Genomic DNA, 14,306 nt, shown 5'->3' on the forward strand with positions numbered 1-14,306 from the left:
GCCACAAAAGCGCTCTCGCCCATGAGACAGGGCCATTCACTACCCAAGGAGCAACCATGATCTTCACAGTGTGGGTAGCGGTGCTCGGTGCCGTATTGCTGACCCTGGCCCTGACATCTTCCTACTTGCGCTGGATGCCGGTAACGACTTCGGCGATGTGCCTGGCGCTGGGCGTTGTCATCGGGCCTGCGGGGCTGGGCCTGTTGAAGCTGGACCTGGGCGACTCATCGGTGTGGATGGAACACCTGACGGAAGTCGCCGTGGTGTTCTCGCTGTTCGTCAGCGGCCTCAAGTTGCGCCTGGCTTTCAAGAACCACGCCTGGCGCGTGGCGTATGGCCTGGCCGGGCCGGTGATGATCCTGTCGATCGCCGGGTTGTGCCTGGCCCTGCATTATCTGTTTGGCCTCGCATGGGGCGTGGCGATGCTGATTGCCGCGATCCTCGCGCCCACCGACCCGGTACTGGCCGCGCTGGTACAGGTCAACGATGCTCGCGACGACGACCGGGTGCGGTTCGGCCTGTCGGGCGAAGCCGGGTTGAACGATGGCACGGCGTTCCCGTTCGTGATCCTGGGCCTGTTGATGCTGCGCGAGGACGGCAACGGGTTTGTCTCCGATTGGATCCTGCTGAACCTGTTATGGGCGGTGCCGGTCGGCTTGCTGATCGGCTACTGGATGGGCCGCGGCATCGGCAGATTGACCTTGTCGATGCGTATCAGGAATGCCGACAGCACGCTGTCACCCAACGACTATCTGGCACTGGCGCTGATCGCCCTGGCCTACGTCGCAGCCGTCTGGGTGCAGGCCTACGGCTTTCTTTCGGTCTTTGCGGCGGGGCTGGGCCTGCGTCAGGCCGAGGTGCGATCCACCGATGAAAACGCGCCACCGGCAGAGCATCTGGTGCAGCCGGTAGTGGGCCACGAAGCCGTCGATCCCGAGCAGGCCGTCCTGGGCGACACCGAATCCCTGGAAGAAGGCCAAGTGGCTGCCGGGGTGATGATGGGCGACATGCTCGCCTTCGGCAGTCTGGTGGAGCGCTCCATGGAGGTGTTTCTGGCGACACTGCTGGGGGTGGTGCTGGCCAACCACTGGGACTGGCGCGCCCTGGGCATCGGTGCGCTGCTGTTCGTGGTGATCCGGCCGTTGAGCGTGCTGTTGATGCCGTGGGGCCGTTTGCTTGACGGCCCGCAACGGATGCTCATCGGCTGGTTCGGCATTCGCGGCATCGGCAGCCTGTTCTATCTGTTCTACGCCTTGAACCACGACCTGCAACCTGAGGTGGCCGGGGTGTGCATCGACCTCACGCTGTCAGTAGTGGCCCTGAGCATCCTGGTGCACGGGGTGAGCACCCAGCCGACGCTAGCCTGGTACGAACGCCGCAAGCGGGCAGACTGAGCAGCACGGTTCAGCCGCCGGGATCGGTCACCTGGATGAACACCGAATACACCCCCAGCAGCACCCAGAACCCGGCAAAGATCCAAGGCGTGCGCAGGGAAAACAGCAGCGATTTGCGATAGCCCTTTTGGGTCGACTCACGCTCGCTGAACAGCGGCGACTCGTCGTAGACCAGGCCCATCATCGGCTCGGCGCGCAACAGCTCGCTTTGTTTGAAGTGCCAGTGGCCGATGATCTCGTAGGCCGCATGAATACCGGGCCAGGCATTGAGCGAACTCAGGACGCCGAGCAGCGCCAGGAATGGCGGGACGATCAGGGTGAACAACTTGCCCCACTCCGGGTTCAGGTTCGCCATGCAGGATGCGAAGGCAATGACCAGAAACGACTGAGCGGCCAGGTACGCATCGGTGCGATTGGCCAGGATGCTGGTTTCGTACTGGATCTCGCGGCGGTAGAAATCCAGCCGTTCCTTGGGTGATCCGAACAACTTGGCGTTGTGTTCCGTCAGTTCTTCTTCCGGGGTCTGGGTGGTCAGGATTCTCGGCATTGGAGTGGCGGTTCCTCGGTAATGGCTGCGAACCTTTAGAAGAATCGAGCGTTCGGCAAGTTCACGCCAATGGACGAAACGCCGCCGCACCGACAGGGTCTTTTAGAGGATCACAAGCATGAGGAGGACGTTGTGGATTGGCTTGGATGGCTGCAATGGCCAGCAATGATCGTGACGGTGCTCGCGGCCTGGTTGATTGGCTCGCGCCAGCCACGACGGCGGATGGTGGGGTTCAGTTGTTTTATCGCGAGCAATATCCTATGGGTGGCCTGGGGGTTGCACACCGATGCCTATGCGCTGATCGCGTTGCAATTCTGCCTGTGCGCGATGAATGTGCGGGGGTTCAAGAAGAATACTGAATGAGGGGTGTGCTTCTTTTGGCACACCGCCCCTTGTGGCGAGGGAACTTGCTCCCGCTGGAGCGCGCAGCGGTCCCCAGCTTTTTGGGGCCGCTACGCAGCCCAGCGGGAGCAAGCTCCCTCGCCACGGGGACTGAGCATCAAATCATTTCATCGTCTGGCCGATCACCTGCACCAGGTCAATCTGCTTGAATGGCTTGGTCAGCCGTGGCAGTTGGGTGGCGAAGCCTTCCAGGCGCTCGGCGTAGCCGGTGGCGAGGATGATGGGCAGGTCCGGTTGCCGGTCGCGCAGCAGTTTGGCCAGTTGTGCGCCGTCCATCTGTGGCATGGCCATGTCGGTAATCACCAGGTCGACGTCTCGGTTGCGCTCGAACAGCTCCAGCGCCTGGGCGCCGGAGGGGGCACACAGCACCCGGTGCCCCAGGTCTTCGATCAGCAACCGGGTGCTGGTCAATACCAGGCTGTCATCGTCGACCACCAGCACCAGCAGTTCGTCGACCGGCGGTGCGGTGGTGTCCTGGGCCGGTGCCTGGCCCGGGGCCGAACTGCCCGCCACGGGCAGCCACAATTCGGCGCTGGTGCCGACGCCTTTCTGGCTCTTGAGCGTCAGGCGTCCGCCCAACTGTTCGGCCAGGCCGTGGACCATGGACAATCCCAGGCCCGTGCCCTTGCCCACCCCCTTGGTGGTGAAAAACGGATCCACCGCCGAGGCCAGCGTCGCCTCATCCATGCCCTCGCCTTCATCGGTGATCGACAGGCAGACATAACGCCCCGGAGCCATCAGCTTGTCCTGCCCGGCCTCACTGGCATCGCGTTCATGGGCGGCGATCACGATCCGCCCGCCGTGGGGCATGGCGTCGCGGGCATTGGTCGCCAGGTTGAGGACCGCCAGTTCCAGTTGGTTGACGTCCGCCAGCACGGGTGACAGCGACTCGGCAAAGGAGGTCTGGATGTGGATCGCCGGCCCCATGGAGCTTTGCAGCAGCCCGCTGATGCCCTGGACCAACCCCGCCAGTTCGACCGATTCAGAGGTGAGTTTCTGTCGACGGGCAAACGCCAGCATGCGCTGGGTCAGGGAAACCCCACGCAACGCGCCCTGGGTGGCGTTATCGAGCAACTGCGCAAGCTTGGGCTCGGCAGGCATGCGCTTGCGCACGATTTCCAGGTTGCCGAGGATCACCGTCAGCAGGTTGTTGAAGTCGTGGGCGATGCCGCCGGTGAGCTGGCCGATGGCTTGCAACTTCTGGGATTGAAACAACGCTTCACGAGCCTGTTCGAGGGCTTGCTGCGCCAGGGTGGCATCGGTGATGTCGCGGGTGATCTTGGCAAACCCCAACAGTGTGCCGGTATCGCTGCGGATCGCATCGATGACCACGTGGGCCATGAATCGCGTGCCATCCTTGCGCACGCGCCAGCCCTTCTTTTCGAAGCGCCCCTCACTGGCGGCGATGCTCAGCGCCCGCTGTGGTTCACCAGCGGCGCGGTCCTCTGCGGTATAAAACATCGAAAAATGTCGGCCGATGGCTTCGATCGGCAGATAACCCTTGATTCGCTGGGCGCCCTGGTTCCAGTTGGTCACCTGACCCTCCGGATCGAGCATGTAAATGGCGTAGTCAGTGACGCTCTGCACCAACAGGCGGAATTGCTGCTCGCTCTGCTTGAGGGTCTCCTCGGCCATCTTGCGGTCTGTCAGGTCGCGGGTGATCTTGGCGAACCCGAGCAATTGGCCGGTCTGGCTGTCGATGATCGGGTCGATGACCACATGGGACCAGAACAGCGTACCGTCCTTGCGTACCCGCCAGCCCTCGCCTTCGAAGCGCCCCTCGCGCATGGCGGTGTCCAGCGCGCGCTGCGGCAGGCCGTCGGCGCGGTCCTGATCGGTGTAGAAACGAGAAAAGTGCTGCCCCAGGATCTCCGATTCCTCGTACCCCTTGAACCGCCGCGCACCGGAATTCCAACTGGTGATGATCCCCGACGGGTCCGTCATGTAGATGGCGTAGTCGACCACGGCGTCAATGAGCAGCCGAAAACGTTGCTCTTCATTTGCACGCGGGGTCTTTGGGTCGTTCTCAAGCATTTGGGCCGGGGCATCCGTAGGGATATTTTGCAAAGTATGGAGCAACTCTGTGTTGGGAAAAACCATGGGGCTTGTGGGGGGAAACGCACCTCACGGAATCAACCCCCGTCCCCCTTGTGGGAGCGAGCCTGCTCGCGATAGCAATGGATCAGACACCCATCAGATAACTGAAACACCGCCATCGTCGGATCGCCGCCCGGAGCAAGCTCGCTCCCACCAGGGGCTTTGCATCCCTCTTGATTGACTGACCACCAACGCGGCAACAAGTGCTGTACCCGGGCCTCGGCAAACCGGTCATCGATCAGCATCACCACTCCACGATCCTGTTGGGTACGGATCACCCGTCCGGCCGCTTGCACCACCTTCTGCAAGCCAGGGTACAGATAGGTGTAATCGTAGCCATCACCGAAAATCGCCGCCATGCGCTGTTTCATCTGTTCATTGACCGGGTTGAACTGCGCCAGCCCCAGGGTGGCGATGAACGCGCCGATCAGCCGTGACCCTGGCAGGTCGATGCCTTCGCCGAACGCGCCGCCCAGTACCGCAAAGCCGATGCCCTGGCTGTGCTCCATGAATCGTTCGAGAAAAGCCTGTCGCGGCGCTTCGCCCATGCCCCGTGATTGCGTCCAGGTGGCAATCGCCGGGTAGCGCTCGGCGAACAACCCGGCAACCTGCTGCAAGTAATCGAAGCTGCTGAAGAACGCCAGGTAGTTGCCTGGTCGCTCGCTGAACTGGCGGGCCATCAATTCGACAATCGGCTCCAGAGACGCCTGGCGGTGGGCAAAACGCGTAGATATCCGGCTGACGATCCGTACGTCCAACTGTTCGGCCTGGAACGGCGAGTCCACATCGATCCACACCGTATCCGCCGGCGTACCCAGCAGATCGGCGTAATAGTGCCGGGGGCTCAGGGTCGCGGAAAACAGTACGCTGCTGCGGGCCGCCTTCAACCTCGGCCGCAGGAACCCGGCCGGCACCACGTTGCGCAGACACAGCGTCGACAGGCTGCGTTGGCGGCCGAGTTCGCGCTTGTGGATGTCGAACAGGAAATTCTCGTCGAAGGATTCTGCCACCCGGCCGAACTGCAGAGCCTCGAAGTAAAACCCTTGCAAGCCGCTGTCCAGCCCTTGGGGATGATCATTGAGGTAATCGCCGATGGCCGTGGTGCAGCTCGCCATCGCCTGGAGCAGCTTTTCCGGCGGTCTGTCATACGCCTGGTAGGCCGCGATTTGCGGCGCGTGCAAGGCGTTCCACTGGCGATTGACCCGTTCCAGGCTTTTCTTCAACGGCTCGGGAGCGGTTTTGCGTACCGCTGCCAGCGTCGCCTGGTCCAGGGTCGCGCTGTACATCTGCCGGCCCCGCTCCACCAGGTTGTGGGCCTCGTCCACCAGGGTCGCGACGTTCCAACCGTTGGCCTGGGCCAGGCCAAAGAGCAAGGCGCTGAAGTCGAAATAATAGTTGTAGTCGGCCACCACCACGTCGGCCCAACGGGCCATTTCCTGGCTGAGGTAGTACGGGCAGATCTGGTGAGCCAAGGCTATTTCCCGCAGCGCCGCCTGATCGAGCAAGGTCACCTGACTCGCGGCCGACCGGGCTGCCGGCAGGCGGTCGTAGAAGCCACGGGCCAGCGGGCAGGACTCGCCATGGCAGGCTTTGTCCGGGTGCTCGCAAGCCTTGTCCCGGGCGATCATTTCCAGCACACGCATCGGCAAGGACGGCGCGCTGTGGCTGATCACCCGCGCCGCCTCCAGGGCCAGCTTGCGGCCCGGGGTTTTTGCAGTGAGAAAGTACACCTTGTCCAGCTGCTGCGGCGCCAGGGCCTTGAGCATCGGGAACAGCGTGCCAATCGTCTTGCCGATCCCGGTCGGTGCCTGGGCCATCAGGCAGCGGCCGGTGCTGACCGCCTTGAACACCGACTCGGCCAGGTGACGCTGTCCCGTCCGAAATCCGGCATGCGGGAACGCCAGGACTTGTGCGCCGAGATTACGCGCCTGGCGATGGGCCATTTCCTGTTCGGCCCAGGCCAGGAACAGTGCGCACTGTGCTTCGAAAAAGGCCTGGAGTTGTGTCGCCTCGAAGCTTTGGACCAGGCAGGTTTCCTTTTCGGTGACGATGTCGAAATACACCAGCGCCACGTCAATGCGCGGCAGCTGCAATGTGTCGCACATCAACCAGCCGTAGATTTTCGCCTGGGCCCAATGCAACTGGCGATGATTGGGCGGTTGCTTGCTCAGGTCGCCACGGTAGGTCTTCACTTCTTCCAGGCAGTTGCCGGTCGGATCGTAGCCGTCGGCCCGGCCTTTTACTTTCAAGCTCTGGTAGCAGCCTTCGAGGCTGACCTCGGCCTGGTAACCCTCGCTGCGGCGGGAGGCCACGGTGCGATGCCCGGCGATGCCTTCCAGGGCCGTGGGCGACGGGGTGAAGCGCAGGTCCAGGTCACCCACCTTGGCGGTGAACTCACACAATGCGCGCACCGCGATGCTGTAGCTCGGCGCCGGGTTCACGCGCCCTGCTCCGCCCACTGTACGTAGCACACCGCAACCGGCATCTGGTGCTCGTGACAGAACTCCAGCCAGCGCAGTTGGTTGTCTTGCAGGCGATCGCCGGGGCCTTTGACCTCGATCATGCGGTAGGCCTTGTGCTGCGGCCAGAACTGGATCAGGTCCGGCATGCCGGCGCGATTGGCCTTGATGTCCAGCAACAGGCGCAGGAACCAGTGCCTGAGGTGTTCGGCCGGCAGGCAATCGAGGGCTTGTTCCAGCAGTTCCTCGGACAGCGCGCCCCAAAACACGAAAGGCGACTGTACGCCCCACTTCTCGGTATAACGACGCAGGATGGTCTGGCGATAACGGCCATCGTCCAACTCGGCAAAACAGGCGGCGAACAGCTCGGCGCGCCGTTCGTGGAAATCTTCGTTGAGCAAATCTACCGGGCCGCGCTGGAACGGGTGGAAGAACGCCCCCGGCAACGGCGCGAATATCGCCGGCCAGCACAACAGGCCGAACAATGAGTTGATCAGGCTGTTCTCGACGTAATGCACGGGCGCAGCGTCATCGTGCAGGTGGGCCTGGACGTGGTACTCCACCGACAACGTCGGATCGAGCCGGGGAAGATGCAGATCCAGTCGCTCGACTTCCCGCGCCAGGCTGCGCCGCACCGGCGGTCCACCCAGCTTGCGTCGTAGCCGGGGCAAGATCCTTAGCAGCGCCTGGGTTTCGGCGGCATTTTGCGGCGACTGCGCGGCCGCCTCTCCCAGTTCAAGGGCCAAGGTGTATTCGCCAATCCGCTCCAATACGCGAATCATCCGCAGCCGGGCTCCGGGGTAGGTGCAATCGCGATAGATGCCCAGCGCCAGAGCGAAGTCGCCGATGCGCTCGCCATGCTGGCCGATCTGGAACAGCAGCTTGGCGCGACGTCGCTCCAGCCAAGGATTGTCGAGGGTCAAGCCATTGATGTGGGCGACGACCTCTTCAAGGGCCTCGCCCGCTTCGAAGCGCAGCTGGCAGTCGTAGAGGAACAGGCAGGCGTCGACGTCCTGACGGCTGCGCAAACCGCGGGACTCGGCGCTGAATTCAACGGGTTCGTAGGTGAAGATGCCGAGGTCTGCGAGCACGAACTCCGACCAGTCCTGGTAGAGATTGCCAAAGAACAACAACCGCAATCGATCACAAAGCGGCATGACGGTCAGGCTGTACAGCCGGTCTTCAAGCTGCGGGCACCAGCTGCGAAACGCCTGGGGTTGGCTGAACTGGCCCTCCAGCGCCTGCAGCCACTCGGCTTTCTTGGCCTTGGGCTGTTCGATCAGATGGCCCAGGCAGGATAGGATTTCGGCCTTGAGCAGCACTTCGAACAGCTCGACCAGCGCCAGGGGGGCCTGTTCATCGACCCAACCGAGCGTCAGCAACGGTGCGACGGCGCTGCCGATGTCGCCAATTTCCCCGTAGTTGAGCTTGCTGTGGCGAAAACGCAACCCCTTGCGCATGACCATCCGCACCAGCAAACCCTGGGACACGCGCGGCAGCGCGGAGAAATTCTCGATGAAACGCTGCTCCTCGTTGCCCAATACATCGGCATAGCGTTGCGACAGCCAGGCGAGTACCTGCTGGAAGTTGTTCAGGTAATAGAACGGGTCGTCGAGGGGATTGGCTGTCACGAAAAGAAGCGCCACGGATGCTGGAGTACTGGTTATGCGTACAGATATCAGCTACGAACAGCCCAGGCAACTGTAAAGGATGAACGGTCTCCTATATTTAAGAGTGAAATCCTTTTGACGGCGATGAACTTTCCTACAGCAAGCGAGACAAATGGCGGTTGACTAACGTGATGGCGCGATCGAATCAGCCGGTCCGTGTCTTTTGATTTTGAGAGGTTATGGTTATGAACATCAGGTTTCTGGGCCTGCCCCTGGTCGCCGTGGCATTCCTTGCGCTGGCCGGCTGCTCTTCCCCTACCGTCGTGACGTTGCAGAACGGCACCCAGTATTTGACCAAGGACACGCCCGACACCCGCACCAAAGACGGCTTCTATGAATTCGAGGACATCTCCGGCAAGAAAGTCCGGGTCCGCGCGGATGATGTGGCGACGATTCGTAAGGAAGACTGATCCGGAATCGGGGGGAATGTGGGACCGCTATCGCGAGCAGGCTCGCTCCCACAGTAGGGCTCGGGTGTCTGAAATCTGAGTTCACCACCGATCCCCTGTGGGAGCGAGCCTGCTCGCGATGACGGCCTCAGGCAAACACGATCCCTTCGCCTCCCACCTGCCCTGGCGCTACACCGACCAGCGTCACGGAGCTGTCGCCAACCGTGAGCAGCGTGTCGCTGCCGACCTGGCTCAGGTGCTGGCTGTAGTCGTAACCGCTGCCTGCACCCTGGACGCCGATGAACACCAACTTGTCCCCGACATCGAAACCACTGATGCGATCCTGGCCGAACGCGCCATTGAAGATAAAGGTGTCACTGCCGCCGCCCGACTGCATCAGATCATTACCCGCGCCACCGACGAAGGTGTCGTTGCCTTTGCCTCCCAGCAGCGTGTCATTGCCGTCCTGGCCGAACAGCCAGTCGCCGGTCGCCCGCGCCACCAGCGTGTCGTTGGTTGCGCTGCCCAGCACCGATGACGCGTAGGCCGTCAGGTGACTGCCGGCCAGCAAGCCGTTGGCGGTCACGCTGTGGCTCACCTCATCTTTTAGCAGCCCCCAGAACAATCCGGACTCCTTGCTGATCAGCGTGCCGAGATCGCGGGCGATACTGATCCCGCCGTGGGCATCGCGCAGGTACAGCGTCCCGGCGCCATCCCGGGCGACACTCAAATCATTGATCGATTGCTGTAACTGCAAGCTGTTGTTGCCCTGCCCTCCAAGGATCACGTTGTAGCCGCCACCGTCGCGGAAGGTGTCATTACCGGCGCGGCCTTCGAGGTAATCATTGCCTTGGCCGCCCTGGATCAGGTCGTCCTTGTCGGTGCCGATGATGAAGGTACTGCCAGTATGCGTCTCTGCGTTGCGATTGAGGTCCTGGACCCAAGTGTTGCCTCGCGTCGGGTCCGAGAGGTTGGCGACGATGACGGTGGAGTCCTTTTCGGTGAGTTCGTAGAACGCTGACCCCATGACCCGGCCCATGCCGTCGCCATAACCGGTGGGCAGGTGGGAAATCCAGGTGGGGATGTTGAGGATGGAAAACGGCAACACGTTCCAGGTCGCCGAAGCATAGTGATCGTTGAAGCTGACGATGTTATTGGTCGCCGATTCCTGCGGCGTATCGTGCACGCCCACCGAAGACAGGTTGAATGTCGAACCGTCCAGAGCACGGAACACCGGGTCGTTTTCGTAGCCGATGTTCAGCACCTTGTCCGTGCTGCTTTGGGTTGGCGAGGCGTAAGCGATGTAATTCGCATCGTCATAGAAGCCCGACCATCTGCCAGCGCTCAAATCCGCCAGGCTGTTGACCGCCAGCCCGCCCAGGCTGTGGCCGCTGACCAGCACGTCCTTGCCGCTCAAGCCGTGGGCCTGGGCGAACTGCGCGACGTCGCCGAGCAGGTTGCCGAAGGCTTCGCCGGCGTAGTTTTTCGCATAGTCCTTGGGCCCGAGCGCGGCCATCAGGTCGTTGATCGCATCGCCGATGGAATCGACGATCAGGTTTTCCCGCGGGCCACTGGTGCCGCGAAACGACACGCCGATTTCCGTCAGGTGCCCGGCGCCATCGTACTTGCCCAGTATTTCCACCTGAGCGGTGGTGTAGCCGGCCTTTTCGCCGAAGAATGTGCCGCGCCCGTCCACTTTGCCGGCGTAGCCCAGTTGCGAAGCGCTGATGGGCGTCCATCCGGCTTTTTGCAACGCTTGCAGGGCGAGTTTTTCCGAATCGGGATTCCACGGCACACCGGGAATCACGCCCTGGGAATCGGTGCCGCCCAACAGCGCAGTGACCAACGTTGCCGGCAGGCCGGCGCCGAAGCCGTTGTGCTGGTAGCCGGCGGCAAAGCCGTTGTCGAGATTGTGATAGGAATACAACATGATCGCCATCGCATCGCTGACCAATGCTTTGGATTCGAGGGTGCCGAGGTGCTTGTAGTCGAAGATGCCCATGGTGCTTGCTCGCTTTTTTGTTGTTGGAATGGGTGTTCGAAGTTGCGCGAAACTTTTGTGGCGAGGGAGCTTGCTCCCGCTTGACCGGGCTGGCGCACCAGTGCGCAGCGCTCACAAGCTTTTTGGGTCTGCTGCGCAGCCCAGCGGGAGCAAGCTCCCTCGCCACAGGGTGATGCGTTCAAACCTCCCTGCTCAGAACTGCCAATCCAGCGTCAGCCCCACGCCATGGGTTTTATCCCGCGAGCCCAGCAAGCCGTTGTAGTCCAGGTTGACCCGCACGTCCTTGGCCACCGCCAGCCCGGCACGCGCGCCGACCACCGCGGCGTTGCGGTCCATCGACACGCTTTGCACGGCGAAGGTGTTCGGGCTGCCGGCGAAGGCCAGGTCCTGCTCGGAGCGGGTGTTGCTCAGGTTGTGCTGCCAGCCGAGGGAGCCGGACAGTTGCAGTTGCTGCTCCTGTGACAGCGCAAGGGTATGACTGGCCCGCAGGCCCAGGGTCGAGAGCACGGCATCGCGGCGATCATCACCACCGCGCAGGGCCGCGTTGTCACCTTTCTCGCGGAAGCTGTCACTGTCCAGGTGCACATAGGCCAGGTTGGCGAATGGTTCCAACGCCAGCGGTTGCAGTTCGAGGCGATAGGCCGCTTCGGTGAACAGCTGGGCGCTTCGGGCATCGCGCTTGGTTTTTTCCCGACCGGCGCTGTCGCCCCACTGCACGTCACGCTGGACATCGATGCGATGCCAGCTGTAGGCGCCACCGACGCTCAGGCGCAAGGCGTCGATTTCATGCCCCAGGTAGGCGCCCAGGTGATAGCTGTCGATCTTGGCCGAAGAATGCGTGCCATCGCCCATGCTCAAGGAGCTGTCGCTGTAACCGGTGACGAAACCCAGGCGCGTCTGCTCGCTGATCAGGCCATCGACGCCGGCCAGCAGGCCACCGATGGAGCTGGTAGAACTGGCCTGGTCATGGCCGCCATCGCTTTTGCCCCAGGCACCGAGCACCTTGACCCAGACGTTGCTGTCCGCGTCGGTCGGCGTGTTGGCATCATATAGCGCGTCCTGGCGCAGACGGTCAGTCACGGCGTCGCGCAAATGACGACTGTCGTTGATCAGCAGCGTGCCGACGGCGGGATGAATCTCACCGGACAGTTGCTGGAACGCCTGTTGCGCCGCCGCAGCGCTGGGCGACAACAACAAGGCTTCATAAAGCCCGTTGCCCGCGCCCAGTTGCTCGACGGCGTTCGCCACGGCACGTTGATTGGGCGTCAGGCCGAGGCTGGCAAAAGACGCGTCATTACGTGCCACCGCCAATTGAATGCCGTTTCCGGTATAGGCCAGATTGCCGCCGAGAAATGCATAGTTGGGCAAGACCTCGCCGAAACGCCCTTCGATACCACCGGCCGCCTGGAGGATATTGAACTGCGTGCCGACCAGGCTTTTCACTTCGCTGGCAGTGAGCAGGGTCGCGCTGTTTTCCAGGGACAGCGCCACGGTCGCGCCCTCGATGGACGCTTTGCCGCCCGCGACGATCATGTCGCTGGAGGTCGGCGAGACTTCCACCGCGTAGGTCGAACCGGGCTGGAACGTCACGTCACCGGCCACTTGCAGCGTGCCGATGGAATTACCCGGCGCCACGCTGCCGCCACGGTTGGCGGTCAGGCTGGCGATGCGTCCGTTGCCGCCGAGGATACCGCCTTCGTTGACTGTAACGGCCGACGCCAGCGAACCGTTGATCGCCAATCTCCCCTGGTTGACCAGGGTCGGGCCGCTGTAGGTGTTTTCGCCGGTCAACACCAGCGTCCCGAGCCCTTCCTTGGTCAGGCCGCCATGACCGGAAATGTCGTTGCGCCAGACGTCCAGGCCACACTGAATGCCGCTGCACACCCGCTCAGTGGGTTTGCCGGCATCGATGATCGCGCCGATGCCCGGCAAATTCGCGACGAACTGCCCGGAGCCGTAGGCGCCATCGATACGAAACTCCTCGGGAATATCTTGCTCGGTGACCAGCATCGATGGGCCATCGATGGCCTTGCCCAGATTGATCATGCCCCACCCATAGAGCGAATCGACCCCCGGCGCGCCCATGTCGGTGGCTGTGGTGCGCAGCACGCTGGCGATCTGCGCGCCGGTCATGTAAGGGAAGCGCTCCATCAGCACCGCCGCGCTGCCGGCCACGTGAGGCGCGGCCATGGAAGTGCCGCTCTTGTTGCCGTAGCCCACGGTCAGGTCGTCGGCACTGGTGCCACCGATGATCGCGCTGTAGACCCGGGTGCCAGGTGCCGACACGCAGAAGCTCGCCGTGTAACCGCAGCGCGACGAGAAGGTGCTGATGGTGTACGGATTCGGGCTGGCGGTGTCCGGGTTGACCTGCAGGGCGGCGACCGTCAGCCAGTTCGGCGCGATCTCGGGTACGAAATATGCCAGGCCAGCGATGGCGTCGGGGTTGTTGAGGTTGTAATCGTTGCCGGCGGCAAAGATCGTTACGATGCCACTGCGGGCGGCGGCGATGGCGCCTTCATAGGCGCCGCCGGGCTTGGTGCCCAGCAACGGTTTGATCTGGTCGAATTGCAGCTGCGCGTCCTGCACGGTGAAGTGCGGGAACGCCGGGTCCCGGCCGCCCTGGTCGAAGCGGTCCGTGATGCCGATGCCCCAGCTGTTGTTGATGATTCGTGCACCACTGGCGATCAGCGCATCCCAACCGGCCTTGTATACCGCGCCGTCGTTGCCCAGGATGATGCCGTCCTCGGGGCCTGGATCACCGTTGTCGGCGCTGATGATCTGCGCATCGAACGCCACCCCGTGCATCGGCCCGCCGTCGCGACTGCCGGCCGCGATTCCGCCGACGTGGGTGCCATGGGAACCGAGCTTGCCGTCGGAACCGACCGTGGGCGAGCCGTCATAGCGGAACGGATCGCCAGCCTTCACCGGAATGTACGGGTCGGTGTACTCACGGATGCCGCTGGTGACCAGGGTCACGACTTTGTTGGCGCCGGAGAACTCCGGGTGGGCCGCATACACCGGCTGGTCGAAGATCCCCAGTTTCACGCCCTTGCCGGTGTAGCCCGCCGCGTAGGCTTGCTGGGCGTTGATCGCGCCCAGGCCCCACTCGGCATTGAATTCGCTGCTGCGCCAGCTGTCCGGGTTGCCCCGCGTGCCGCCTTCGACATAGGGCGCCGCCTGGGCCGTGCCCAGGGTTGCCAGCGCGCAGAGCATGGCATGGTTGAGGGTGTTGAGCGCAAACATGCGCCCGAATTTTCTCGGGTATTTGTTGTTAGCGGTTTTCATCACGCACCATCCTTAGTTGTTGCAAAGAACCTGTGGTTACTGCCTGATCAGGCCTCGCTGG

9 protein-coding genes are annotated in these 14,306 nt (G+C 62.7%); 3 read left to right on the plus strand and 6 right to left on the minus strand.

Annotation, left to right across the window (positions count from 1 at the left end; all coding sequences use genetic code 11):
* Nucleotides 1-56 precede the first annotated feature (56 nt).
* Nucleotides 57-1,394, plus strand: a complete 1,338-nt coding sequence (locus tag ACLEJQ_RS02775; protein WP_440791956.1) for a cation:proton antiporter — start codon at nucleotides 57-59, stop codon at nucleotides 1,392-1,394.
* Nucleotides 1,395-1,404: 10 nt separating this feature from the next.
* On the opposite strand, the gene ACLEJQ_RS02780 is transcribed toward ACLEJQ_RS02775, so the two are convergent.
* Nucleotides 1,405-1,941 carry a hypothetical protein gene (locus ACLEJQ_RS02780; RefSeq protein WP_440791958.1) on the minus strand — a complete coding sequence of 179 codons (537 nt, stop codon included), beginning with the start codon at nucleotides 1,939-1,941 and terminating at the stop codon, nucleotides 1,405-1,407.
* Nucleotides 1,942-2,073: 132 nt separating this feature from the next.
* On the opposite strand from ACLEJQ_RS02780, the gene ACLEJQ_RS02785 reads away from it, so the two are divergent.
* A complete protein-coding gene (locus ACLEJQ_RS02785; RefSeq protein ID WP_440792123.1) occupies nucleotides 2,074-2,304 on the plus strand; it encodes a hypothetical protein in 231 nt (76 codons plus the stop codon).
* A 141-nt stretch (nucleotides 2,305-2,445) separates the two neighbouring features.
* On the opposite strand, the gene ACLEJQ_RS02790 is transcribed toward ACLEJQ_RS02785, so the two are convergent.
* The 3 genes from ACLEJQ_RS02790 to ACLEJQ_RS02800 form a co-directional block, all read right to left on the minus strand.
* On the minus strand, nucleotides 2,446-4,377 hold the full coding sequence (locus ACLEJQ_RS02790; RefSeq protein WP_440791960.1) for a PAS domain S-box protein: 1,932 nt from the start codon (nucleotides 4,375-4,377) through the stop codon (nucleotides 2,446-2,448).
* 98 nt (nucleotides 4,378-4,475) lie between these two features.
* Entirely contained in the window at nucleotides 4,476-6,881 is a 2,406-nt protein-coding gene (locus ACLEJQ_RS02795) for an ATP-dependent DNA helicase (protein ID WP_440791962.1), read from the minus strand.
* Nucleotides 6,878-8,530 (minus strand): VRR-NUC domain-containing protein, encoded by a 1,653-nt coding sequence (locus ACLEJQ_RS02800; protein ID WP_440791964.1) that lies wholly within the window; start codon nucleotides 8,528-8,530, stop codon nucleotides 6,878-6,880. The genes ACLEJQ_RS02795 and ACLEJQ_RS02800 overlap by 4 nt, the downstream gene beginning before the upstream one ends.
* A 224-nt stretch (nucleotides 8,531-8,754) precedes the next feature.
* On the opposite strand from ACLEJQ_RS02800, the gene ACLEJQ_RS02805 reads away from it, so the two are divergent.
* Entirely contained in the window at nucleotides 8,755-8,979 is a 225-nt protein-coding gene (locus ACLEJQ_RS02805; protein ID WP_440791966.1) for a YgdI/YgdR family lipoprotein, read from the plus strand.
* A 127-nt stretch (nucleotides 8,980-9,106) separates the two neighbouring features.
* Here ACLEJQ_RS02805 and ACLEJQ_RS02810 read toward each other — a convergent pair whose 3' ends face one another.
* Nucleotides 9,107-10,960 (minus strand): polyurethane esterase, encoded by a 1,854-nt coding sequence (locus ACLEJQ_RS02810; RefSeq protein ID WP_440791968.1) that lies wholly within the window; start codon nucleotides 10,958-10,960, stop codon nucleotides 9,107-9,109.
* Nucleotides 10,961-11,152: 192 nt separating this feature from the next.
* Complete coding sequence (locus ACLEJQ_RS02815; protein WP_440792125.1) at nucleotides 11,153-14,203, minus strand: autotransporter domain-containing protein; 3,051 nt, start codon at nucleotides 14,201-14,203, stop codon at nucleotides 11,153-11,155.
* Nucleotides 14,204-14,306 lie beyond the last annotated feature (103 nt).

The organism is Pseudomonas sp. SMV71 (assembly GCF_052042015.1).
GTDB lineage: Bacteria > Pseudomonadota > Gammaproteobacteria > Pseudomonadales > Pseudomonadaceae > Aquipseudomonas.